The 26,588-nt window shown below is 74.4% G+C and carries 1 protein-coding gene (cut by a window edge); it reads right to left on the bottom strand.

Going from position 1 to position 26,588, the window contains the following annotated elements; translation table 11 throughout:
* A protein-coding gene (locus ACFRKB_RS26100; protein WP_383108858.1) for a type I polyketide synthase crosses the window boundary here: on the bottom strand, positions 1-26,588 show its 5' portion. The gene continues 2,032 nt to the left of window position 1, outside the view; the window shows 26,588 of its 28,620 coding nt (coding positions 1-26,588); it begins with the start codon at positions 26,586-26,588; its stop codon lies off the left edge, out of view.

Raw genomic sequence — 26,588 nt, 5'->3', positions numbered from 1 at the left:
GCGGGCAGCACCTTCGACAGGGCGTCGCCCTCGACGTCCAGGGCGGACTCCAGGGAGGCGAAGTCCTCCTGTTCCACGGCGTCCCAGAACGCGCGGTCCGTGGCCCGCGTCTCCTGCGCGTCGGCGCCCGCGGCGGTGGCGCCGGGCATGACGTCCGGCCAGAACCGGCCGTGCTGGAAGGCGTAGGTGGGCAGGTCCAGCCACTGGGCTCCGGTGCCCGCGAAGAACGCGGACCACCTCGGGCTCACCCCGTGGACATGCAGCCGGGCGAACGCGGTGACGAGCGTGGTCTCCTCGCCCCGGCCCTTGCGCAGGACCGGTACGGCCAGGGCGCCGCGCGGCGCCGTCTCCTGGGCCAGCGCGGAGAGGATCCCGTCCGGGCCCAGCTCCAGGAACGTGGTCACCCCGCGCTCGGCCATGGTCCGTACGCCGTCGGCGAAGCGGACGGCCTCGCGGACGTGCCGTACCCAGTACTCCGGCGAGCGCAGTTCGTCGGCCGTGGCCTGGGCGCCGGTCAGGTTGGACACCACCGGGATACGCGGCGCCTGAAGTGACAGCCCGGCGACGACTGTGCGGAACTCGTCCAGCATCGGGTCCATCAGCGGCGAGTGGAAGGCGTGCGAGACGCGCAGCCGGTTCGTCTTGCGGCCCTGGGCCTCCAGTTGGGCCGCGGCCTCCAGGACCGTGTCCTCGTCACCGGAGATCACCAGCGACGTCGGGCCGTTGACCGCCGCCACGGAGACGCGCTCCGACAGCAGCGGCAGGACCTCCTCCTCGGTGGCCTGGACTGCGACCATCGCACCACCGGACGGCAGGGCCTGCATCAGCCGGGCCCGCGCGACCACCAGCCGGGCCGCGTCCTCCAGCGAGAACACCCCCGCCACGTGGGCCGCCGCGATCTCACCGATCGAGTGGCCCGCCACGAAGTCCGGACTCAGCTCCCAGGACTCCACCAGCCGGAAGAGGGCCACCTCGATGGCGAACAGCGCGGGCTGTGCGAAGCCCGTCGCGTTCAGCGCACCGGCGTCCTCGCCCCACATCACCTCCCGCAGTGAACGGCCCAACTGGGCGTCCAGCGCGGTCAGTACGGAATCGAGGGCCTCCGCGAACACCGGGAAGGACTCGTAGAGTTCGCGGCCCATGCCGATCCGCTGCGAGCCCTGCCCGGAGAAGAGGAAGGCGCGCTTCCCGACCCGCTCCACCTGGTGCTCGACCAGGTCCGAGGCGGTACCGCCCTCGGCGAGGGCGGCGAGTCCCGCGAGCAGACCGTCCCGGCCGCTGGCCGTCAGGGCGGCGCGGTGCTCGAAGATCGCGCGGGTCGTCGCGAGCGAGAACGCCAGGTCGGTCAGCGGGGTGTCGGGCCGCGCCGTCAGCTGGGCGAGCAGCCTGCGGGCCTGGGCCCGCAGCGCGTTCCCGGATTTGCCGGAGAGCAGCACCGGCAGCGTCTCCGCCTCGCGCACGGGCGCCTCGGGCGCGGTGGGTGCCGGGGCGGCCCCGGCGGGCGCCTGCTCCAGGATGACGTGGGCGTTCGTACCGCTGGCACCGAACGAGGAGACTCCGGCGCGGCGCGGGCGGCCCGACTCGGGCCAGGCGACGGGCTCGGTGAGCAGCCGGGCGGCGCCGGACGTCCAGTCCACGTGCGAGGTCGGCGTCTCGGTGTAGAGCGACCTCGGCAGCGTGCCGTGCCGCATCGCCATCACCATCTTGATCACGCCCGCGACACCGGAGGCGGCCTGGGTGTGACCGATGTTGGACTTCAGCGAGCCGAGGAGCACCGGGCGCTCCGGGTCGCGGTCCTGGCCGTAGGTGGCCAGCAGCGCCTGCGCCTCGATCGGGTCACCGAGCTTGGTGCCGGTGCCATGGGCCTCGATGGCGTCCACCTCGGCGGCCGTCAGGGCGGAGTTGGCGAGCGCCTGCCGGATCACCCGTTGCTGGGCCGGTCCGCTGGGCGCGGTCAGTCCGTTGGAGGCGCCGTCCTGGTTGATGGCGGAGCCGCGCAGGACCGCCAGGACGTGGTGTCCGTTGCGCCGGGCGTCGGAGAGCCGCTCGACGACGAGCATGCCCACGCCCTCGGACCAGCCGGTGCCGTCCGCGTCCTCGGAGAACGCCTTGCAGCGGCCGTCGGGCGACAGCGCGCCCTGGGCGCTGAATTCGACGAAGCCCGCCGGGGTGGCCATCACCGTCACCCCGCCGGCCAGCGCGATCGAGCACTCGCCCGAACGCAGCGCCTGGGCCGCCAGATGCAGCGCGACCAGCGACGAGGAGCAGGCGGTGTCGACGGAGACCGTGGGTCCCTGGAGGCCGAAGGAGTAGGCGAGCCGGCCGGACAGGAGGCTCGCCGACTGGGCCGTCTCCCACTGGCCCGCCTCGGCCGGCGGCCGGTAGTCTCCGCTGCCGCCGCCGACATAGACACCGGTGGTGCTGCCCCGCAGGGTCGCCGCGTCGATGCCCGCCCGCTCCAGCGCCTCCCAGGCCGCTTCGAGCACGATGCGCTGCTGCGGGTCCATCACGATGGCCTCGCGCGGCGAGATGCCGAAGACTCCGGGGTCGAAGTCGGCGGCGTCGTACAGGAAGCCGCCGTTCCCGGTGGTGCTGCGTCCGCGTCCGCCCTCGGGCGGGCCGCCGAGCAGGGTGTCGAGGTCCCAGCCGCGGTCGGTGGGGAACTCGCCCACGGCGTCGGTCTCGTCCATGACGAGCTGCCACAGGTCCTCGGGCGAGCCGACGCCTCCCGGGTAGCGGCAGGCCATGCCGACGATGACGACGGGGTCGTCACCGGCCTGCGCCGGGACCGCCAACGGGGCCTCGGCGTCCGGCAGTTCGCCGAGCAGCAGACCGCGCAGATGACCGGCGAGTTCGGCCGGGGTCGGGTGGTCGAAGACCAGCGTGGCGGGCAGGGTGACGCCGGTGCTCGCCGTGAGCTGGTTCCGCAGGTCGACGGCGGTCAGCGAGTCGAAGCCGAGGTCACGGAAGGGCAGATCGGATTCGACCACCGCGGTGTCCGGGTGTCCGAGGACCACGGCGACCTTGTCGGTGACCAGCGTGAGCAGGGCGTCCGCGCGCTCCGCCGCGGGCAGTTCCAGCAGCCGCCGCCGGTAGTCGCCGGCCGCCGACCGCTCGTCACCGCGGTCGCGTTCGGCCGCGTCGATGGCCTTGCGGGCCTCGGGCAGGCCGGCCAGCAGGGCGCTGCGGCGGGCCTCGGTGAAGGCCGGTGCGAAGGTCTCCCAGCGCACGTCGGCCACGGTCACGGCGGGCTCGCCGTCGGCGACGGCCCTGCCGAGCGCGGCGAGCGCTGCGTCGGCGTCGAGTATGGGCAGTCCGTTCATCCGCAGATGCGCGGCCATGCCGGTGTCGACCACGTCCGACCAGGCGCTCCAGGAGACGGCGAGCGCGGTGGCTCCCCGGGCGCGGCGCTGCCGGGCGAAGGCGTCGAGGTACGCGCCGAGCGCGGCTTCGTCCGACTGGCCCCGTACGCCCCAGACTCCGGCGATCGTGCCGAAGAGGACGAACGCGTCGAGCGGCCGGTCGCCGAGGACGGTGTCGAGCTGTACGACCCCGGCCAGCGTGGCGGCGAGGCCCGCGGATCCGGAGCCGGTGGCGCCGGTGGCCTCCTCCGCGTGGATCACCGCGGTCAGCGGCGCGTCCTCGGGGAGTGCGGCGAGCAGCGCGGTCAGCGCGTCGTGGTCGGCGAGGTCACAGACGGCGAAGGTGACGGTGGCACCGAGCCGCTTCAGTTCCGCTTCGAGGGCGTCGGACCCGGCGAGGCCGGACGCGTGACGGCTGGTCAGGACGAGATGCCGGGCGCCCTCGCGGGCCAGTCGGCGGGCGGCCCGGCCGCCCATCGTTCCCGTACCGCCCGTGATGAGCACGGTGCCGGTGGGGCGCCAGGAGGCGCCGGACGGGTTGGCCGGCGTGGCGGTCGTACGGACCAGCCTGCGTCCGAGGACCGCGTCGGCGCGGACCGCGATCTGGTCCTCTCCGGCGCTGTCTTGACGGTCCGTCAGGGTGGCCGTGAAGACGGCGCCCGTGCGGTCGTCGATCGTCTCCGGGAGGTCGATCAGCCCGCCCCAGCGGTCGGGGTGCTCCAGCGCGGTGACCCGGCCCCGGCCCCATACGGCGGCCTGTCCGGCGCTGAGCGGCGGCTCGGCGGGGGTCGTGGAGACGGCGCCGCGGGTGACGCACCACAGCGGCGCGTCGATCCCCGCCTCGTCCAGCGCGCTCAGCAGCGCGTCGGGCCAGGCCGCGTCCGCGGGCAGGTCCGTGGCGCCCAGGACTCCGGTGGTTCCGGTGGTTCCGGTAACTCCGGTGGCCTCGGTAGCTCCGGTGGCGAGCAGTGAGACGACGCCGGTGTAGGCCGCTCCGTCCCGGTCCGCGCGCGCCGTGGCCAGCGCTTCCACCAGCCCGCCGGGGTCGGCGGGGTCGGCCGTGACCGTGTCCAGCCGGGCGGTGCCCGTACGCAGCGCCTCGACGGCCGCGGAGAGCCAGGGCGATCCGTCGTCGGCCGCCACGATCACCAGCCAGTCGCCGGACGGCTCGGTCGCGGCCGGTGCGGTGAGCGGCGTCCAGGTCTCGTGGTAGCGCCAGTTGGCGCCGGCGGACTGCTCGCCCCGGCGGCGGCGCCAGGCGGAGAGCGCGGGCACCATCGTGGTGACGGTGTCGCCGTCCAGGTCCAGCGAGGCGGCCAGCGACTCCAGGTCCTCGCGCTCCACCGCCGACCAGAACTCGGCGTCCACGGGGTCGGGCGCCCCGGCGGCGAGCGCGGCGGGCTCGGGCCAGTACCGCTCGCGTTGGAAGGCGTACGTCGGCAGCTCGACCCGGCGCGCGCCCAGGTCCTCGAAGAACGCGGCCCAGCGCGGTCCCGTGCCCCGCGTGTGCAGCGCGGCCAGGGCGGCGACCACGGCCGTCTCCTCGCCCTGGTCCTTGCGCAGGAGCGGCACCACCAGGGGCGCGGGCTCGACGCCGTCCAGACTCTGCTGGGCCATCGCGGCGAGCACCCCGTCGGGGCCCAGCTCCACGAACGTACCGACCCCGGCCTCGCGCAGGGTGCGCACGCCGTCGGCGAACCGTACGGCCTCGCGTACGTGCCGCACCCAGTAGGCGGGCGAGCGCAGTTCGTCCGCCGTCGCCAGGGCGCCGGTCAGATTGGAGACCACCGGGATCCGGGGCTCCTCGTAGGTGAGCGACTCGGTGACCCGCGCGAAGTCCGCCAGCATCGGGTCCATCAGCGGCGAGTGGAAGGCGTGCGAGACCCGCAGCCGCCTGGTGCGCCGACCCTCGGAGGCGAACAGCTCGGCGACCTCCAGAACGGCGTCCTCAGCTCCGGCGACGACCAGCGCGCGCGGGCCGTTGACGGCCGCGATGGAGACGTCGCCCTCCAGCAGCGGGGCGACTTCGTCCTCGGTGGCCTGGAGGGCGACCATCGCGCCGCCCTGCGGGAGCGCCTGCATGAGCGTGGCGCGGGCCGCGACCAGCCGGCAGGCGTCCGCCAGCGGGAACACCCCCGCCACATGCGCGGCGGCGATCTCGCCGATGGAGTGCCCGGCCACGAAGTCCGGGGTGAGGCCCCAGGATTCGGCGAGCCGGAACAGCGCCACCTCGATCGCGAACAGCGCGGGCTGGGTCCAGCCCGTCTCGTCCAGCAGCTCCGACTCGAAGGTGCCCGGATCGGCGAACAGCACTTCCCTGAGCGGGAATTCGAGTTCGGTGTCCAGATGGGCGAGGACCGCGTCCAGGGCTTCGGCGAAGACGGGGAACCGCTCGTACAGCTCCCGGCCCATGGCGCCGCGCTGGCTGCCCTGGCCGGAGAAGAGGAACGCGGACGTGCCGGGGGCGCGGCTCGCGACGCCGCGCGCGCTCTCCCGTACGCCGTCGGGGCCGGCCAGCAGCACCGCGCGGTGCGCGAAGACCGTACGGTCCGTGGCGAGCGAGCGGCCGATGTCCAGCGCGGACAGGCCGGTGTGCGACGCGGCGAAGGAGGTGACCCGGTCGATCTGGGCCTGGAGCGCCTCGCGGGTCCTGCCGGAGACGGTCCAGGGCACGACGGCCGGGACGGCGACCGGCTCGGCGGTGCGCGCGGGCGGCGCCCCGGCGGCCGGGGCCTGCTCGACGATGACATGCGCGTTCGTACCGCTGACACCGAACGCCGAGACTCCGGCGCGGCGCGGGCGGCCGGTCTCCGGCCATGCCTCCGGCTCGGTGAGCAGCCGTACGTCGCCCGCCGTCCAGTCCACATGCCCGGAGGGGGTGCCGATGTGCAGGGACTTGGGCAGGGTGCCGTGCCGCATCGCCAGCAGCATCTTGATGACGCCCGCGACTCCGGCGGCGGCCTGGGTGTGGCCGATGTTGGACTTGACGGTGCCGAGCAGCAGCGGGCGCTCCCGGTCGCGGCCATAGGTGGTGAGCAGGGCCTGGGCCTCGATCGGATCGCCCAGGGTGGTGCCGGTGCCATGGGCCTCGACGGCGTCGATGTCGGCGGCGGTCAGTCCGGCGTCGGCGAGCGCCTGCCGGATGACGCGCTGCTGCGAGGGCCCGTTGGGCGCGGTCAGCCCGTTGGACGCGCCGTCCTGGTTGACGGCGGTGGAGCGGATGATGCCGCGGACCTCGTGTCCGTTGCGTACGGCGTCGGAGAGCCGTTCCAGCACCAGGATGCCGACGCCCTCGGACCAGGCAGTGCCGTCGGCGGCGTCGGAGAACGCCTTGCAGCGGCCGTCGGGGGCCAGTCCGCCCTGGGTGGAGAACTCGACGAAGGAGTCGGGGCTCGACATCACGGAGACGCCGCCCGCGATCACCAGCGAGCATTCACCGGCGCTCAGCGCCTTGCCGGCCCAGTGCAGCGCGACCAGCGAGGAGGAGCAGGCGGTGTCGATCGTGACCGCCGGGCCCTCCAGTCCGAGGGCGTAGGAGAGCCGGCCGGACATGACGCTGGCGGTGTTGCCGGTGGCCACATACCCCTGGACGTCGGAGGCGGAGCGGCGCAGCAGGCTGGGGTAGTCCTGGCCGTTGGTGCCGACGAAGACACCGGTGGTGGAGCCGCGCAGACCGGACGGGTCGATCCCGGCCCGCTCCAGCGCCTCCCAGGTCGCTTCGAGGAGCAGGCGCTGCTGCGGGTCCATCGCCAGTGCCTCCCGCGGCGAGATGCCGAAGAAGCGGGCGTCGAAGTCGGCGACGCCGGTGAGGAATCCGCCTTCGAGGGTGGCGGAGGCGCCCGCGCCCAGGGCCTCGATGTCCCAGCCGCGGTCGTCCGGGAAGCGGGTGATGCCGTCCCTGCCCTCGTCGAGCAGCTGCCACAGCTCTTCGGGCGAGGAGACCCCGCCGGGGAAGCGGCAGCTGATGCCGACGACGGCGATCGGGTCGTCGTCGAGCGGCCGTCCGGCGGCCACCGGCGTGGCGGCGGCCGCGCCGGGCAGCGCGCCGAGGAGTTCGGCGAGCAGGAAGTCGGCCATCTCGCGCGGGGTCGGCTGGTCGTAGACGAGGGAGACGGGAAGGCTGAGCCCGGTGGCGGCGGCGAGCCCGTTGCGCAGTTCGAGTGTGGTCAGCGAGTCGAAGCCGAGGTCGCGGAAGGCCCGGTCGTCCTCGATGGCACCGGCGTCGGAGTGGCCGAGCACGGCGGCCACTTGGCCGCGCAACAGGTCCAGTACGTATCCGCCGCGTTCGGCCTCGGGGAGATCCGCGAGCCGCTGCCGCAGCTCCGGCTCCCCGCCGGTGGCTCCGGCCGGGGCGGTGGCGGACCGCCGTGCCTCGGGCAGGTCGCCGACGAGCGGCAGGGGGCGGGTCGCCGCGAAGGCGCGGAGGAAGCGGGTCCAGTCGATGTCGGCGAGCGCGAGGGCGGTGTCGTCCTGCTCGATCGCCCGGAGCAGGGCGCGGACGGCGGGTTCCGGGGCGAGCGGTTCGAATCCGCCGCGCCGTACCCGGGTCTCGATCTCGGCCGCGTCGGCGACCATGCCGGATCCGGCCCAGGGGCCCCAGGCCACGGAGAGCGCGGTCTGTCCGTGCGCCCGCCGGTGTTCGGCGAGGGCGTCCAGATAGGCGTTGGCGGCGGCGTAGTTGCCCTGTCCGGCGGCGCCGAAGACGCCCGCCGTGGAGGAGAAGAGGACGAACGCGGACAGCGGCAGCCCGGCGGTCAGTGCGTGCAGATTGCGCGCGGAGGCGACCTTCGCGTCCAGGACGGTCCTGAAGCTGTCCTGGGTCAGCGCGTCCACCACGCTGTCCTCCACGACACCGGCCGTGTGGATGACCGCGCTGAGCGGGGTGTCCTCGGGGACGGTGCCGAGCAGGGCGGCCAGCGCCTCGCGGTCCGCGACGTCGCAGGCCGTGATGGTGACCCGGGCGCCGAGTCCGGTCAGTTCGGTGCGCAGCGCGTCGGCGCCGGGGGCGTCCTCGCCGCGCCGGCTGACGAGCAGCAGATGCTCGGCGCCCGCGCGGGCCAGCCCGCGGGCGACATGTCCGCCGAGGCCGCCGGTGCCGCCGGTGATCAGGATGGTGCCGGACGGGTCGAAGGGGTGCCCGTCGTTCTGTGCGGCGGGGCTGTGGGCGAGCCGGCGCACGAAGACACCGGAGGCGCGTACGGCCGCCTCGTGCTCGCCGCCCGTCCCGGCCAGGACACCGCGCAGCCGGCGGGCGGCGTGGCTGTCGAGCTGCTCGGGCAGGTCGACGCAGCCGCCCCAGCGGTCGGGCTGTTCGAGCGCGATGACGCGGCCGAGGCCCCAGACGGCGGCCTGGTCGAGTCCGACCACCGGCTCGGAGCGGCCCACGGAGACGGCGCCGCGCGTGACGGCCCACAGCGGCGCGCCGATCCCGGCGTCGCCCAGCGCCTGTACGGCGACGGTGGTCAGGAGGAGGGAGTCCGGTACGCCGGTGCGCGGGACGCTCTCGCAGCCCGCGAGGCCGAGCAGTGACAGGACTCCGGCGAACTCCCCGTGTGCCGCGTGGAGTTCGGCCAGCCGGGCGGCGAGCGCGGTCCGGTCGGCGCCGGTGACCTCGTAGGTGACGGTGTCGGTGGCGAGGGCGCGGACGACCTCGGCGGACCACTCGGCCTCCTCCGTACGGGACGGCGCGAGGACGAGCCAGCGGCCGGTCAGCGCGGTCGGCGCGGAGGATCCGGTCTGCGGCTTCCAGGTGACCCGGTAGCGCCAGGCGTCCACCTCGGACTGCTCGTCGCGGCGGCGGCGCCAGGCGGTGAGCGCCGGGACCATCGCGGTGACGGTCGCGTCGTCGAGGCCCAGCGAGGCGGCGAGCGAGCCGATGTCGTCGCGCTCCACGGCCGACCAGAACTCGGCGTCCGCCGCGCTGCCCGCGCTCTCCGGCGGGCCCGTGACGGCGAGCGTGTCGGGCCAGTACCGCTCGCGCTGGAAGGCGTACGTCGGCAGTTCGATCCGGCGCGCGCCGGTGTCCGCGAAGTACGCGGCCCAGTCGATGTCCACGCCGTGCGCGTGCGCCCCGGCGAGCGCGGTGACGACCGCCTGCTCCTCGGGACGGCCGGCCCGCAGTAGCGGCAGCAGTCCGGTGTGCGGCGCGTCGGTGAGGCTCTCCCTGGCCATGCCGCAGAGCACGCCGTCGGGGCCGGTCTCCAGGAAGGTGCGGACTCCGCCCTGTGCCGAGAGCCAGTTGATCCCGTCGGCGAACCGGACGGCTCCGCGCACATGCCGGACCCAGTACTCCGGGGTGCTCACCTGGTCGTCGGTGGCGAGCGAACCGGTGACGTTGGAGACGAGGGGGATCACCGGCGGGTGGTACGTGATGCCCTCCGCGACCCGCGCGAAGTCGTCGAGCATGGCGTCCATGAGCGGCGAGTGGAAGGCATGGCTCACCCGTAGCCGCTTGGTCTTGCGCCCGTCGGCCGCGATCGTCGCGGCGATGTCGAGGACGGCCTCCTCGGCGCCCGCGACGACGAGCGACGCCGGGCCGTTGACGGCGGCGATGGACACCTCGTCCTCGCGTCCGGCCAGCAGCGGCAGGACCTCGTCCTCGGCGGCCTGGAGGGAGACCATCGCGCCGCCCTCGGGCAGCGCCTGCATCAGCCGGCCGCGCGCCACCACCAGGGCGCACGCGTCCTCCAGGGAGAACACCCCGGCGACATGCGCGGCGGCGAGTTCACCGATGGAGTGCCCGGCGAGATAGTCCGGGGTGATGCCCCAGGACGTGGCCAGCCGGAACAGCGCCACCTCGACGGCGAAGAGCGCGGGCTGCGCGTACTCGGTCCGGTCGAGCAGGTCCGCCTCCGCCGAGCCCTCGGCGGAGAACAGGACGTCGCGCAGCGGCCGGTCCAGCGCGCCGTCCACTCGCGCCAGTACGGCGTCGAGCGCGTCGGCGAAGACGGGGAACCGCTCGTACAGCTCGCGGCCCATGCCGGGGCGCTGGCTGCCCTGGCCGGTGAAGAGGAACGCCGTACGGCCGCGGCCCGTACCGCCCTGGAGGACACCGGGGCCCGGCAGTCCGTCGCGCAGGGCCAGCAGACCCCGCAGCAGTTCATCGCGCTCGCCCGCCACCACGGCGGCGCGGCGCTCCAGGCCGGCCCGGGAGGTGGCCAGGGAGAAGGCGAGGTCGGTGAGGCGCGCGTCCGGGCGCTCCTCCACCAGCGAGAGCAGCCGTCCGGCCTGGGCGCGCAGCGCGGCCTCGCTCCTGGCGGAGACGACCAGCGGCAGGTGGCCGGGGCGGGGTTCGGTGCCGGGCGCCGCTTCCCCGGCGGGCTCCTCGTCGGGGGCCTGTTCGAGGATGGTGTGCACGTTGGTGCCGCTGAGTCCGAAGGAGGAGACGGCGCCGCGGCGCGGGCGGCCGGTCTCGGGCCAGTCGGTCTGTTCGGTCAGCAGACCGATGGCGCCGGAGGACCAGTCCACGTGCGAGGACGGGGTGTCGATGTGCAGGGTCTTCGGGACGATGCCCTGCTGGAGCGCGTGCACCATCTTGATGACGCTCGCGACGCCGGAGGCCATCTGGGTGTGGCCGATGTTGCTCTTCACCGAGCCGAGGAGCAGGGGCCGTTCGGCGTCCCGGTCCTGTCCGTAGGTGGTGAGCAGGGCCTGTGCCTCGATGGGGTCGCCCAGCGCGGTGCCGGTGCCGTGGCCCTCGATGACATCGATCTCGCGGGATTCGAGTCCGGCGTTGGCCAGGGCCTGGCGGATGACCCGCTGCTGCGAGGGGCCGTTGGGGGCGGTCAGCCCGTTGGAGGCGCCGTCCTGGTTGACGGCGGAGCCGCGTACGACCGCGAGCACGGTGTGGCCGTTGCGCCGCGCGTCGGAGAGGCGCTCCAGCAGGACCAGCCCGACGCCCTCGGCGAGCGTCATGCCGTCGGCGGCCTCGGCGTACGCCTTGCAGCGGCCGTCGACGGCGAGCGCCCGCTGCCGGCTGAAGCCGACGAAGGCGCTGGGGGTGGACATGATGCTGACGCCGCCGGCGAGCGCGAGGGAGCTCTCGCCGTTGCGCAGCGACTGGCAGGCCAGATGCAGCGCGACCAGCGAGGAGGAGCAGGCGGTGTCGAGGGTGACGGCCGGTCCCTCGAAGCCGAAGAGATAGGAGACCCGGCCCGACAGCACGCTGGAGAGCGTGCCGGTGATCATGTGGCCCTCGGAGCCCTCGGCGGAGTTGGCCACGCTGGACGCGTAGTCCTGGTAGCTGGCGCCGATGAAGGTGCCGGTGAGGCTGGAGCGCTGGGCGACGATATCGATCCCGGCGTGCTCGAAGGCTTCCCAGGCGGTCTCCAGCAGCAGCCGCTGCTGGGGGTCCATCGACATGGCCTCACGCGGCGAGATACCGAAGAAGCCGGGGTCGAACTCGGCGACGTCCCGGAGGAATCCGCCCTGGACGGAGTAGGTCCTGCCGGAGCGGTCCGGGTCCGGGTCGTAGAGCCCTTCGGCGTCCCAGCCGCGGTCGGCGGGGAAGCCGGAGATGGCGTCCGTACCGTTCAGGACGAGCTGCCACAGCTCCTCGGGCGAGCTGACCCCGCCGGGGTAGCGGCAGCTCATGCCGACGATGGCGATCGGGTCGTCGTCGGCCGCGGAGAGGGACCCGGAGAGGGACGCGCCGACGGCGGCCGTCCCGCCTGCGTGCTGCGCGCCGGCCAGTTCGGAGCGGAGGAATCCGGCGAGCGCGGCGGGGCTCGGGTAGTCGAAGACCATGGTCGTCGGCAGCGTCAGCCCGGTGACGGAGGCGAGACGGTTGCGCAGTCCGACGGCGGTGAGCGAGTCGAAGCCGACGTCACGGAACGCGCGCTGGTCGGGCAGGGCGTCGGGGGACGAGAGGCCCAGCACGGCCATGGCTTCGGTACGGACGACCTCCAGCACCAGCCGCTCCTGCTCGGCGGCGGACAGCGCGCGCAGCCGGGCCGTGAACTCGCCCTCCACGACGGTGCCGGTGGTCTGCTCGGCGGCCTCGGTGAGCGCCCGGACCTCGGGGACCTCGGTGAAGAGGGCCGTGGGGCGGCTGGAGGTGTAGACGGGGTAGTACGTCTCCCAGTCGACATCGGCGACGGCGATGACGGTCTCGTCGTCGTCCAGGGCCCGCTTCAGTCCGGTCAGCGCCAGCTGCGGGTCCATGAACTCCAGACCGCTGCGGCGGATCATCTTCGGGTCGACGCGGCCGGCCTTGATGTCGTCGGCCCAGATGCCCCAGGACAGGGAGGTGGCGCGCAGGCCGCGGGCGCGCCGGTGGGCGGCGAGCGCGGCGAGATAGGCGTTGCCCGCCACATAGGCGGCGTGTGCTCCGCTGCCCCACATGCCGGCGGTGGACGAGTAGAGGATCAGGTCGTCCAGGTCGTCGTTGTCGAGGAGTTCGTCCAGGACCTGGGCGCCGGTCACCTTCGCGTGCAGGACGCGGGAGAAGGCGTCCATGGTGGTCTCGTCCAGTGAGTACAGCTCGATGAGCGCGGCGGTGTGGACGACCGTGCGTACGGTTCGGCCCTCGGCCCTGAGGTCCGCGAGGAGCGCGGCGACGGCGTCGCGGTCGGTCACGTCGCAGGCGACGGTGGTGGCTTCGGTGCCCGACGCGGCCAGTTCCGCGACGAGTTCGGCGGCGCCCGGGGCTTCCATGCCCCGGCGGCTCATCAGCACCAGGTGCTCGGCGCCCTGTCCGGCCAGCCAGCGGGCGAGATGCGGCGCGAGCGTGCCGGAGCCGCCGGTGATGAGTGTGGTGCCGCGCGGCGTCCAGTCGCGGGAGACGCCCTGCTCACCGGCGCCGGCGCGGACGATACGGCGGGTGAAGACGCCGGAGGGGCGGACGGCGAGCTGGTCCTCCTCGCCGAGCGCGCCCGAGAGCGCGGAGGCGAGCCGTCCGGCCGCCCGCTGGTCGAGAGCGTGCGGCAGGTCGATGACGCCGCCCCAGCGCTGGGGGTGCTCCAGCGCGGCGGTCCAGCCGACGCCGGACACCAGTGCCTGGACGGGGGAAGTCACCTCGTCGGAGCGGCCGGTGGAGACCGCGCCCCGGGTGAGGAACCACAGCGGGGCGTCGATTCCGGTGTCGCCCAGGGCCTGGACCAGCGAGACGGTCAGCGCGAGGCCGAGCGTCAGTCCGGGGTGGAGCTCGCCGGGCTCCTCGGCGGCGGCGAGCGTCGAGACGACCCCGGCGAACTCACCGGCTCCGGCCAGCCGTTCGGCGAGGACCGCGCGGTCCGCGCACGCCTCGCCCAGCACCAGCGGGATCACCTCGGCGCCCTGGCCGACGAGCGCGTCGGCCACCTCACCGGTGTCGTGTCCCTCGGCGGAGACCACGAGCCAGCTGCCGGTCAGCGACCGCTGCGGGACGGTGCCCACCGGCGTCCAGGACACCCGGTAGCGCCAGGAGTCGACGGTGTCGCGGTCCTTGCGGGACCTGCGCCACGACGACAGCGCGGGCAGTACGGCGGCCACGGAGTCCTCGTCCGTGCCCAGGGTGGACGTCAGCGCGGAGAGGTCCTCCCGCTCCACCGCCGTCCAGAACTCCTCGTCGACGGGGTCGGCGGCGACCGCGTGCTCGGGGGCGGGCGGTATGGCCCAGAGCCTCTCGTGCTGGAAGGCGTACGTCGGCAGCCCGACCCGCCGGGCGTCGGTGCCCGCGAAGACTCCGGCCCAGTCGGTCTCGACGCCGCGTACGTGGGCCTCGGCGACCGACAGCAGGAAGCGGGAGACGCTGCCCTGGTCGCGGCGCAATGTGCCGGTGGCGACGGCCGGTTCGGCCGTCTCGTCGATCATGTCCTGTACCGACATGGTCAGTACGGGGTGCGAGCTGACCTCGATGAAGGCGCGGTGCCCCGCGCCCAGCAGATCGCGTACGGCGTCGGCGAAGAGGACCCGACGGCGCAGATTGCGGAACCAGTAGCCCGCGTCCATCTCCTCGGTGTCCAGCCAGTCGCCGGTCATCGTCGAGAAGAACGGGACATCGGAGGTGCGCGGGCTGACGGGGGCCAGCACATCGAGGAGTTCGTCGTGCAGATTCTCCACCTGCGCGGAGTGGGAGGCGTAGTCCACCGCGACCCGGCGGACCCGTACGTCCTCGGCCGTCAGCTCGGCCGACAGCTCGTCCAGCGCCTCCGGCTCACCCGAGACGACCACCGAGCGCGGCCCGTTGACGGCGGCCACCGACACCCGGCCCGACCAGGCCGCCAGCCGGCTCTCCAGCTCGTCGGCCGGCAGCGCCACGGACATCATCCCGCCATGGCCGGCCAGTGTCCGGCCGATCGCCTGGCTGCGCAGCGCCACGACCCGGGCGCCGTCCCGCAGGGACAGCGCGCCGGAGACGACGGCCGCCGCGATCTCGCCCTGCGAGTGGCCCACCACGGCCGCGGGCTCCACGCCCCGGGAGCGCCAGAGCGCCGCGAGCGACACCATGACGGCGAACGAGGCGGGCTGGACGACATCGACGCGCTCCAGCGTGGGCGCGCCCTCCGCCTCCCGCAGCACATCGAGCAGGGACCAGTCCACGAACTCGCTGAGCGCGGCGGCGCATTCACCGATCCGCTCGGCGAAGACCGGTGATTCCGCCAGCAGTTGGGCGCCCATTCCGGCCCACTGCGAGCCCTGGCCGGGGAAGACGAAGACCGTCTTGCCCTCGACATCGGCCACACCCCGGGCCACCACGGACGACGGTCCGTCGGCCGCTACGGCGCGCAGGGCCTCCAGCGGGTCGCTGTCCTCGGTGGGGACCACCACGGCGCGGTGCTCGAAGACCGAGCGGGACGCGACGAGCGAGTGGCCGAGATCGAGCGGGCGCGGCGCGGGGTCGGCGTTCTCGACGTACGAGACCAGCCGGGCCGCCTGCTCGCGCAGCGCGGCGCCGGTCCTGGCCGAGACGGTCCACGGGACGACGCCGGCCGCGACGGGCACCGGCGGGAGCGCGGTCCCGGTCTCCTCGGGCTCGTCGGCGGCGGGCGCCTGCTCCAGCAGCGTATGGGCGTTGGTGCCGCTGATGCCGAACGACGAGACGGCGGCCCGGCGCGGGCGGCCGGTCTCGGGCCATTCGACGGCCTCGTGCAGCAGCCGGACCGCGCCGGAGGACCAGTCCACGTGCGAGGACGGGTTCTCGGCGTGCAGCGTCCTCGGGAGGACGCCGTGGCGCAGCGCCATCACCATCTTGATGACGCTCGCGACCCCGGCCGCGGACTGGGTGTGCCCGATGTTGGACTTGACCGAGCCGAGCAGCAGGGAGCGCTCCGGGTCGCGGTCCCGGCCGTAGGTCGCCAGCAGCGCCTGCGCCTCGATCGGGTCGCCCAGCGGCGTACCGGTGCCGTGCGCCTCCAGGGCGTCGATGTCGGAGGGGGCGAGGCGCGCGTTGGCCAGCGCCTGGCGCATCACGCGCTGCTGCGAGGGGCCGTTGGGCGCGGTGAGACCGTTGGACGCGCCGTCCTGGTTGATCGCCGAGCCGCGGATCACCGCGAGGACGGGGTGTCCGTTGCGCCGGGCGTCCGAGAGCCGCTCGACGAGCAGGATGCCGACGCCCTCGGCGAGCGTCATGCCGTCCGCCTCGTCGGAGAACGCCTTGCAGCGGCCGTCCTGCGCGAGGGCCCGCTGCCGGCTGAACGCGACGAAGGGGGCGGGCGTGGTCATGATCGTGGCGCCGCCCGCGACGGCGAGCGTGGACTCGCCGTTGCGCAGCGACTGGCAGGCCAGATGCAGCGCGACCAGCGAGGAGGAGCAGGCGGTGTCGACGGTGACGGCGGGGCCTTCGAGCCCGAAGACGTACGAGATACGTCCGGACAGGACGCTCGGGCTGCTGCCGGTGACCATATGGCCCTCGGCGCCGTCGCCCGCGCCGAGGCCGTAGTCCTGGTAGCTGGAGCCGATGAAGGTGCCGGTGAGACTGCCACGCGCCTCGGCGGGATCGATCCCGGCGCGCTCGAAGGTCTCCCAGGTGGTCTCCAGCAGCAGCCGCTGCTGGGGGTCCATCACCAGCGCCTCGCGCGGGGAGATACCGAAGAACGTGGGGTCGAACGCGTCGGCCTCGTGCAGGAATCCGCCGAGTGTCGAGTAGGTCTTGCCCTGCCGGTCCGGGTCGGGGTCGAAGAGTCCCTGGGCGTCCCAGCCGCGGTTGACGGGGAATTCCGTCACCGCGTCCGTGCCGTTGGTGACCAGGTCCCACAGCTGTTCGGGGGAGTCGGCGCCGCCGGGGAAGCGGCAGCTCATACCGATGATGGCGATGGGCTCGTCGTCGGCGGCGCCGGTGGCGACCGGGCCCGCCACCTCCAGGACGGAGCCGAGGATCTCGGCCCGCAGATACCGCGCCAGCTCCACCGGGGTCGGGTAGTCGAAGACCATGGTGCTCGGCAGGGTGAGGCCGGTGGCGCCGGAGAGCCGCTTGCGCAGTTCGACGGCGGTCAGTGAGTCGAAGCCGATGTCGCGGAAGGCGCGTCCTTCCGGGACTCCGTCGGCGGAGCTGTGGCCGAGGACCGCCGCGGCCTCGCTCCGTACGAGGTCGGAGAGGAGCCGGTCCTGCTCGGGCCCGTCCAGGGCGCGTACGCGTGTGCCGAACGCGGAGGCGCTGCCCGAGGCGTCGTGTCCGGTGGCGGCGGCGAGCGCCCGTACCTCGGGCAGTCCGGCGAGCAGCGCGCTGGGGCGTACCGAGGTGAAGACCGGGGCGTAGCGGTCCCAGTCGACGTCGGCGACCGTGACGGCGATGTCCCGCTGGACGACGGCGCGGCGCAGTTCGGTCATGGCCGGGCCCGGCTCCAGGAAGCCGAGTCCCTGGCGCTTCAGGGCGCCGGAGACCGCCTCGTCGGTGGCCATGCCGGCCTCGGCCCAGGGGCCCCAGGCGATGGAGGTGGCGGTCAGGCCCCGGGCGCGCCGGTGTTCGGCGAGGGCGTCGAGATAGGCGTTGGCGGCGCCGTAGGCGCTCTGGCCGCCGCTGCCCCAGACGCCGGCGATGGAGCCGAAGAGGACGAACAGGTCGAGTTCGCGGTCGCCGAGCAGGGCGTCGAGATGGGCGGCGCCCGCCAGCTTCGCGGAGGTCAGCTCGGCGAACTCGGCGGGGGTCAGCTGCGCCAGGGGGCCGTACTGGCCGACGCCTGCGGTGTGCACGACCCCGGTCAGCGGCAGTTCGGCCGGGATGCCGGCGAGTACGGCGGCGAGCGCGTCGCGGTCGGCGGCGTCACAGCCGACGATCTCGACGCGAGCGCCCAACTCCTCCAGTTCCGCACGAAGTTCGGCGGCGCCGGGGGCGTCGGGGCCGCGCCGGGAGGTGAGGACGAGGTTCTCGGCGCCGGAGCGGGCCAGCCAGCGGCCGACCTCGGCGCCGAGGCCACCGGTGCCGCCGGTGACCAGGACGGTGCCCCGGGCGGTGAACTCCTCGGCGGCGGGCAGCGCGTCGGCGGTGTACCGGACGAGCCGGCGGCCGGAGACGCCGGAGGCGCGCAGCGCCACCTGGTCCTCGCCGTCGGGGGCGTCCTTCGTGGCGAGCACGCCCGCGAGCCGCTGGGCGGCCTGCTGGTCGAGTGTGCCGGGCAGGTCGATCAGCCCGCCCCAGAGCCGCGGGTACTCCAGGGCCACGGTCCGGCCCAGTCCCCAGGTGGCGGCCTGGGCGGGGTGGGTGACCGGGTCGGCGGGGCCGGTGGACACGGCGCCACGGGTGACCGTCCAGAGCCGTCCCCGGGATCCGGTGTCGTCCAGTGCCTGGACGAGCGCGAGCGTCAGGGTGAGGCCGTGGGTGAGCGGCGCGTAGCTGTCGCTCGGGCGCTCGTCCAGCGGCAGCAGGGAGAGCACCTGGGCGGCGCTGTCGAAGCCCTCGGTGGCTTCGAGCCGTGCGGCCAGCGTCTGCCGGTCGGCGCACGAGGGGTCGAGGACGAGGCAGCGTACCCGCGCGCCGTGGGCGCTGAGCGCGCCCGCCAGTCGCTCGGCGGGATCGCCACCGTCCGCGTCGGTGTCCTCGACGTCGCTGGTGATGAGCAGCCAGGTGCCGTCCAGGACCGGCGCGGCCGGCTTGTCGAGACGGGTCCACTCGACGCGGTAGCGCAGCGAGTCCAGCAGGGTCTTCTCCTGCTTGCCCCGGCGCCAGGAGGTCAGCGCGGGCAGCAGCGAGCCGAGGGAGTCGTGTTCCTGTTCGCCCAGTCCGAGGATGGCGGCCAGCTCATCGGCGTCGCCGCGCTCCACGGCGGCCCACAGCCGCTGGTCCCCCGGGTCGGTGCTCGCCGCGGCGGAGGCCGCGGGCAGCTCGGGCCAGTAGAACGTGTGCTGGAAGGCGTAGGTCGGCAGATCGACGCGTCGGGCGCCGCTGCCCGCGAAGCAGGCCGCCCAGTCGACCGTGACGCCCTGTACCTGGAGCCTGGCCAGCGCGGTGGTGACGGCCACTTCCTCGCCGCGGTCGGCGCGGCAGAGCGGGACGACTTCGGCTTCGTAGGTGTCGCCCAGGGTGTCCTGGGCCATGGCGGAGAGCGGTGCGTCGGGGCCCACTTCCAGGAAAGTGGTCGTACCGGCGTCGCGCAGCGTACGTACGCAGTCGGCGAAGCGGACGGCGTCGCGGACATGCGCGACCCAGTACTCCGCCGAGCACACCTGCTCGGCGGTGGCCAGGGCGCCGGTCAGATTGGAGACCAGCGGGATGCGCGGCGCGTGGTAGGTCAGTCCCTCGGCGACGGTGCGGAAGGCGTCGAGCATCCCGGCCATGCGCGGCGAGTGGAAGGCATGGCTCACCCGCAGGCGCTTGGTCTTGCGCCCGCGCGCGTCGAACGCGGCGGCGATCTCCAGGACCGCGTCCTCGTCCCCGGAGACGACGACCGAGTCGGGGCCGTTGACCGCGGCGACCGAGACGGTGTCCTCGCGGCCGGCCAGCAGCGGCAGCACCTCGTCCTCGGCGGCCTGTACGGCGACCATCGCGCCGCCGGCGGGCAGCGCCTGCATCAGCCGGCCGCGCGCGGCGACCAGCGCGCAGGCGTCCGCGAGCGACAGCACGCCCGCGACATGGGCGGCGGCGAGTTCACCGATCGAGTGGCCGGCCACGAAGTCCGGTGTGACGCCCCAGGACCGTACGAGACGGAACAGCGCGACCTCGACCGCGAACAGCGCCGGCTGGGTCCAGCCGGTCTCGTCCAGCAGCGCGGCCCCGTCCGTACCCTCGTCGGCGAACAGCACGTCGCGCAGCGGGCGTTCGAGCAGCGGGTCCAGCTCGGCGAGCACCGCGTCCAGCGCCTCGGCGAACGCCGGGAACCGCTCGTACAGTTCGCGTCCCATGGCGGGCCGCTGGCTGCCCTGTCCGGTGAAGAGCACCGCGGTCCTGCCCCGCCGCGCCGCCTCGCCCTCGATGACTCCGGCGTCGGGGCGGTCGGTGGCCAGCGCGGTGAGGGACCGCAGCAGCGCGGTACGGTCCCCCGCCACCACGGCGGCGCGCTGGTCGAACCGGGTACGGGTGGTGGCGAGCGAGAACGCCGTGTCCACCAGGTCGAGTTCGGGCCGCGCCTGTACGTAGGAGAGCAGCCGGGCGGCCTGGCCGCGCAGGGCGTCCCTGGTCCGGCCCGAGATCAGCCAGGGCACGGCTCCGGGCTCGCGGCGCGGCGCGGTGCGCGCCGGGGCCGTGGTGCCCGGCGCCTGCTCGATGATGGTGTGGACGTTGGTGCCGCTGATACCGAACGAGGAGACACCGGCCCGGCGCGGACGGCCGGTCTCGGGCCAGGCGGTCTCCTCCGTCAGCAGCTCCACCGCGCCCTCGGACCAGTCCACATGCGAGGACGGGGCGTCGACGTGCAGCGTCCGGGGCAGCACGCCGTGCCGCATCGCCATGATCATCTTGATCACACCGGCGACCCCGGCGGCGGCCTGCGTGTGACCGATGTTGGACTTGACCGAGCCGAGCAGCAGCGGTCGCTCCGGGTCGCGGTCCCGGCCGTAGGCGGCGAGCAGAGCCTGTGCCTCGATGGGGTCGCCGAGCGTGGTGCCGGTGCCGTGCGCCTCCACCGCGTCGATGTCGTCGGCCGCGAGCCCGCCGCTGGCCAGCGCCTGGCGGATGACGCGCTGCTGGGACGGGCCGTTGGGGGCGGTCAGGCCGTTGGAGGCACCGTCCTGGTTCACGGCGGAGCCACGGACCACGGCGAGGATCTCATGGCCGTTGCGCCGGGCGTCCGAGAGGCGTTCGAGCACCAGCATGCCGACGCCCTCGGACCAGCCGACGCCGTCGGCCGAGTCGGCGAACGCCTTGCAGCGGCCGTCGGGCGACAGTCCGCGCTGGCGCGCGAAGTCCACGAACACCGACGGGGTCGACATCACCGTCACACCACCGGCCAGCGCCAGCGAGCACTCGCCGCTGCGCAGTGCCTGCATCGCCCAGTGCATCGCGACCAGCGACGACGAGCAGGCGGTGTCCACCGTCACGGCCGGGCCCTCCAGGCCCAGCGTGTACGACACCCGGCCCGAGGCCAGGCTCGCCGAGCTGCCGCCGCCCCGGAAGCCCTCGAACTCCGGGCTCGCCAGCACCGCGCCGTAGTCGCTGTACATCACCCCGGCGAACACCCCGGTCGCGCTGCCGCGCAGCGTCGTCGGGTCCATGCCCGCCCGCTCCACGGCCTCCCAGGAAGCCTCCAGCAGCAGGCGCTGCTGGGAGTCGGTGGCCAGCGCCTCACGCGGCGACATCCCGAAGAACGCCGGGTCGAACTCGCCCGCCTCGTGCAGGAATCCGCCCGAGCGGGTGTACGCCGTACCGGCGTGGTCCGGGTCCGGGTGGTAGAGCCCGTCGACGTCCCAGCCACGGTTGGTGGGGAAGCCGGAAATGGCGTCCGTGCCCTCGGTGACCAGCCGCCACAGGTCCTCCGGCGAGGCCACCCCGCCCGGATAGCGGCAGCTCATCCCGACGACCACGATCGGATCGTCGGCCACCGCGGCGGTCCGTGTGGCGGCCGGCCCGGCCACCGCCGCGTCGGCGCCCAGCAGTTCGTCGAGGAGGTAGGCGGCCAGGGCGCGCACGGTCGGGTAGTCGAAGACCAGCGTGGCGGGCAGCCGCAGTCCGGTGACGGTGCCCAGCCGGTTGCGCAGCTCCACCGCCGTCAGCGAGTCGAAGCCCAGCTCGCGGAAGGCGCGCCCGGCGTCGATGTCCGCGCCACTGGCGTGGCCCAGAACGAGGGCCACCTGTCCGCGTACGAGATCGAGCAGCAGCTCGGCCCGCTCGGCCGCGTCCAGCCTGCCCAGCCGCTGGATGAGATCACCGGCCGTGCCCGACCCCGCGACGGACGACGCGCGGCGGGCGCGGGTACGGATCAACGACCGCAGCAGCGGCGGCACTTCGCCCTGGGCGCGGAGCACGGGAAGATCCAGCCGTACGGGTACGACGGCGGCCTCGCCGGTGGTCAGCGCCGCGTCGAACAGCGCCACGCCCTGCTCGACCGGGAGCGCCGGCACCCCGGAGCGGGCATGCCGCTCCGCCTCGGCCTCCGCCAGCGTGCCCGTCATACCGCCGGTACGCTCCCAGGGGCCCCAGGCGAGGGACACGCCCGGCAGGCCCTCGGCCCGGCGGTGCTCCGTCAGCGCGTCCAGGAAGGCGTTTCCGGCGGCGTAGTTGCCCTGCCCGGCGCTGCCGATGACCCCGGCGACCGAGGAGAAGACCACGAACGCGGACAGCTCCTGATCCCGCGTCAGTTCATGTAGGTTCCAGGCCGCGTCCGCCTTCGGACGCAGGACCGTGTCCAGCCGCTCCGGCGTGAGCGAAGGGATCAGAGCGTCGTCCAGCACACCCGCCGTATGGATCACGGCGGAGACGGTGTGGCGGGCCAGCAGCCCGGCCAGCGCGTCGCGGTCGGCCGCGTCGCACGCCTCGACCGACACCTCGGCGCCCAGCTCCGTCAGCTCGTCCGTGAGCGCTTCGGCGCCCTCGGCCGCCAGGCCCCGGCGGCTCACCAACAGCAGCCTGCGTACGCCGTGTTCGGCCACCAGATGCCGCGCGATCACCGCGCCGAGACCGCCCGTACCGCCGGTGATCAGCACACTGCCGTCGGCGTCCCAGACCGGCCCCGCCTCGATCTCACCGAGCGCCCTGCGCACCAGCCGCCCGGCCCTGATCCCGCCGTCCCGGACGATCAGCTGCGGCTCGTCCGTACCCAGTGCCCACAGCGGGAGCGCGACCGGCTCCGCCGGGTCCAGGTCGACCAGTCCGAAGCTGCCGGGGTTCTCCGACTGCGCGGAGCGCACCAGGCCCCACACCGCGGCCGGCGCCACGTCGGCGCCGCCGACCGCGCCGCGCGTCACGAACACCAGCCGTGATCCGGCGAAGCGCTCCTCCGCGAGCCAGGCGTGCGCCGCCGCCAGGACCTCGGCGGTCAGCGTGTGCGCGGACTCGGCCGCGTCAACTCCCGGCGTACCGGCGGCCGTCATGAGGACGACAGCCGGTACGGGCTCCTCGCCCGCCGCCAGCGCCGCCAGATCCGGATGGACCGCGAGGGTGCCCGCCAGGGCCTCGTGCCCGGCGAGCCCGAACGCGTCGGGGCCGACCAGGGCGACGGACTCCGGGGCCCGCGCCCCCTGCCGTACGGGAACCCAGTCGAGGCCGAACAGCGCGTCGCGGGCGGCCGTGGCGGCGCCGCCCAGCTCCTGCGCCGCGACCGCGCGCAGCACCAGTGACTCGACGGAGACGACCGGGTCACCGGACGTGTCGGCGACGGTGAGGGAGACCGCGTCCTCGGCCGCCGGGGAGAGCCGTACCCGCAGTGCGGAGGCGCCCGTCGCGTGCAGCGACACGCCCTCCCACGAGAAGGGCAGCCCGCCGCGGCTCTCCGCGCCGAGGTCGACGAAGGAGGCCGCGTGCAGCGCCGCGTCCAGCAGCGCGGGGTGCAGTCCGAACGCGTCCGCCTCGGCCTCACCGCCCTCGGGGAGCACGACCTCGGCGTACACGTCGCCGTCGCGCCGCCAGGCGGCCCGCAGGCCCTGGAAGACCGGGCCGTAGCCGAAGCCGTCGCCGGCCAGCCGGTCGTAGACGCCCTCGACGGCGACGGGCTCGGCCCCGGCGGGGGGCCACACGGCGGCGTCGAATCCGGCGCCCCGCTCCCCGGCCCGCTCGTCGACGGCGAGCACACCGGTGGCATGCCGGGTCCAGGCCGTCTCGTCGCTTCCCTCGGGGCGCGAGTAGACGTTGACGGTGCGGCGGCCGGAGTCGTCGGGGTTGCCGATCCACAGCTGGACCTGGATACCGCCCCGCTCCGGGAGGATCAGCGGCGCGGCCAGCGTCAGTTCCTCGACCAGGTCGCAGCCGACCTCGTCGCCCGCGCGCAGGGCGAGTTCGAGGAAGGCGGTGCCGGGGAGCAGCGTCGTGCCGCGCACGGCGTGGTCGGCGAGCCACGGGTGGGACTGGAGGGAGAGCCGGCCGGTGAGGAGCACGCCCTCGGAGTCGGCGAGGGAGACGGCGGCGGAGAGCAGCGGGTGGTGGGCCGCGCCGAGCCCGGCGGCCCGCAGGTCGGCCGACTGGTTCTGGGCGCCGCCCTTGGGCCAGTACCTGCGGCGCTGGAAGGCGTAGGTGGGCAGGTCGTGACGGTGTGCGCCGGTGCCCGCGAAGTACTCCGCCCAGCGGACGGTGACGCCGCGTACGTACAGTCCGGCCAGCGCGGTGGTGAGGGTGTCGGTCTCGGGGCGGCCGGCGCGCAGCGCGGGGAGCACGGCGCGGCCCTCGGTGTCCGCCGTGTCGAGGCAGTCCTCGGTCATCGCGGACAGGACGCTGTCGGGGCCGAGTTCGAGGAAGGTGGTGACGCCGTGCCCGGCGAGCCAGCCGATACCGTCGGCGAACCGTACGGCCCGCCGGACGTGGTCCACCCAGTAGTCGGCGGAGGTGACCCGCGCGACCGTGGCGGGCTCGCCGGTGAGGTTGGAGACGAACGGCAGCAGCGGGGCCTGGAGGGACAGACCGGCCACCACGGCGCGGAACTCTTCGAGCATCGGCTCCATGAGCGGCGAGTGGAAGGCGTGGGAGACCGTCAGCCGCTTGGTCTTGCGGCCCTCGTCCGCCAGCCCGGCGGCGATCTCGGTGACCGCGCTCTCCTCGCCGGCGAGAACGAGGGCGGAGGGGCCGTTGACCGCGGCGACCGACACCGTGTCCTCGTGGCCGGCCAGCAGCGGGGTGACCTCGTCCTCGGTGGCCTGTACGGCGATCATCGCGCCGCCCCCGGGCAGCGCCTGCATCAGCCGGCCGCGGGCGGCGACGAGCGCCGCCGCGTCGGTCAGCGACAGCACTCCGGCGACATGGGCGGCGGTGATCTCGCCGATCGAATGGCCCGTCAGGTAGTCGGGCTTGACGCCCCAGGACTCGACCAGCCGGTAGAGCGCGACCTCGACGGCGAACAGCGCGGGCTGCGCGTACTCGGTGCGGTTCAGCGCTTCGGCGTCCTCGCCCCAGAGCACCTCGCGCAGCGGCCGGTCGAGCAGCGGGCCGAACGCGGCGAAGGCGGCGTCCAGCGCCTGGGCGAACACCGGGAATCTGGCGTGCAGTTCACGGCCGGCGCCGAGGCGCTGGGAGCCCTGGCCGGTGAAGAGGAACGCCAGCTTCCCGTCGCCCTGGGTGGCGCCCTGGACGGCGCCCCGCACCTGCCCGGCCCCTTCCCGGTCCTCGGCCAGCGCCGTCAGCGCGGCGAGCGCGCCGTCGCGGTCGGCGGCCATGAGCACGGCGCGGTGTGCGAAGCCCGCGCGGGTGGTGGCCAGTGAGTACGCGGTGTCGAGGACGGTCGCGGCGGGGTCGGACTCCAGCGCGGCCAGCAGCCCGGCGGCCTGGGCGCGCAGCGCCTCCCGGGTCCGTCCGGAGACCAGCAGCGGTACGGTCCCCGGCTCGATGCCGGCGCCGTCCGCGGGGGCGTCGGCGGCGTCGGTGTCACCCTCGGGGCCGGGCGCGGACGGGGCCTGCTCGACGATGGTGTGCGCGTTGGTGCCGCTGATACCGAAGGAGGAGACGCCCGCGCGCCGGGGCGCGCCGGTCTCGGGCCAGGGGACGTTCTGGTCAAGGATCCGGACGGCGCCCTGCGACCAGTCGACATGCGAGGAGGGCTCCTCGGCCAGCAGGGTCCGCGGCAGCACTCCATGGCGCATCGCCATGACCATCTTGATGACACCGGCGACACCGGCGGCGGCCTGGGTGTGGCTGATGTTCGACTTGACGGAGCCGAGCAGCAGCGGCCGGTTCTCGTCGCGGCCCTGGCCGTAGGTGGCGAGCAGGGCCTGTGCCTCGACCGGGTCACCGAGCGTGGTGCCGGTGCCGTGCGCCTCGACGGCGTCGACCTCGGCGGCGGAGAGCCGGGAGTTGATCAGGGCCTGCTGGATGACCTCCTGCTGGGAGGGGCCGTTGGGGGCGGTCAGTCCGTTCGACGCGCCGTCCTGGTTGACGGCCGTGCCGCGTACCACGGCGAGGATCTCGTGCCCGTTGCGCCGGGCGTCGGAGAGCCGCTCCAGGACGAGGACACCGACGCCCTCCGCCCAGCCGGTGCCGTCGGCGGTGTCCCCGAACGAGCGGCAGCGGCCGTCCGCCGAGAGGCCGCCCTGGCGGCCCATCTCGATGAAGGTGCCGGGGCTCGACATGACGGTGACGCCGCCGGCCAGCGCGAGGGTGCACTCCCCCGCGCGCAGCGCCTGGGTGGCGAGATGGACGGCCACGAGCGAGGAGGAGCAGGCGGTGTCCACGGTGACCGCGGGGCCGACGGTGCCGAAGGTGTAGGAGATACGTCCGGACAGGACGCTGCCGGTGTTGCCGGTGAGCTGGAATCCCTCGGCGCCGTCGGCGGGTCCCACCCGGTAGTCCTGGGCCATCGCGCCCATGAACACACCGGTCTGGCTGCCCTTGACCGAGGTCGGGTCGATCCCGGCGCGTTCGAACGCCTCCCAGGCGGACTCCAGCGCGACACGCTGCTGCGGGTCCATCGCCACGGCCTCGCGCGGCGAGATACCGAAGAAGTCGGCGTCGAAGTCGGGGGCGTCGTGCAGGAATCCGCCGGAGGAGGTGCTGGACGAGGCGAGCGCCTCGGCGTCCCAGCCGCGGTCGGTGGGAAATGCCGTGATGCCGTTCTCACCGGCCTCGACCAGCCGCCAGAGATCTTCCGGGCTGCTGACACCGCCGGGGTAGCGGCAGGTCATACCGATGATGGCGATCGGCTCCTGGGCCGCCGTCTCCAGCTCATTGACCCGCTGCCGCGTCCGTCGGAGATCGGCGGTAGCAAGCTTGAGGTAGTCCCGGAGCTTCTGTTCGTTGTCCAT

The organism is Streptomyces scopuliridis (genome assembly GCF_042790125.1).
Lineage (GTDB): Bacteria > Actinomycetota > Actinomycetes > Streptomycetales > Streptomycetaceae > Streptomyces > Streptomyces scopuliridis_A.
This window is presented reverse-complemented; position numbering and strand designations above follow the sequence as displayed.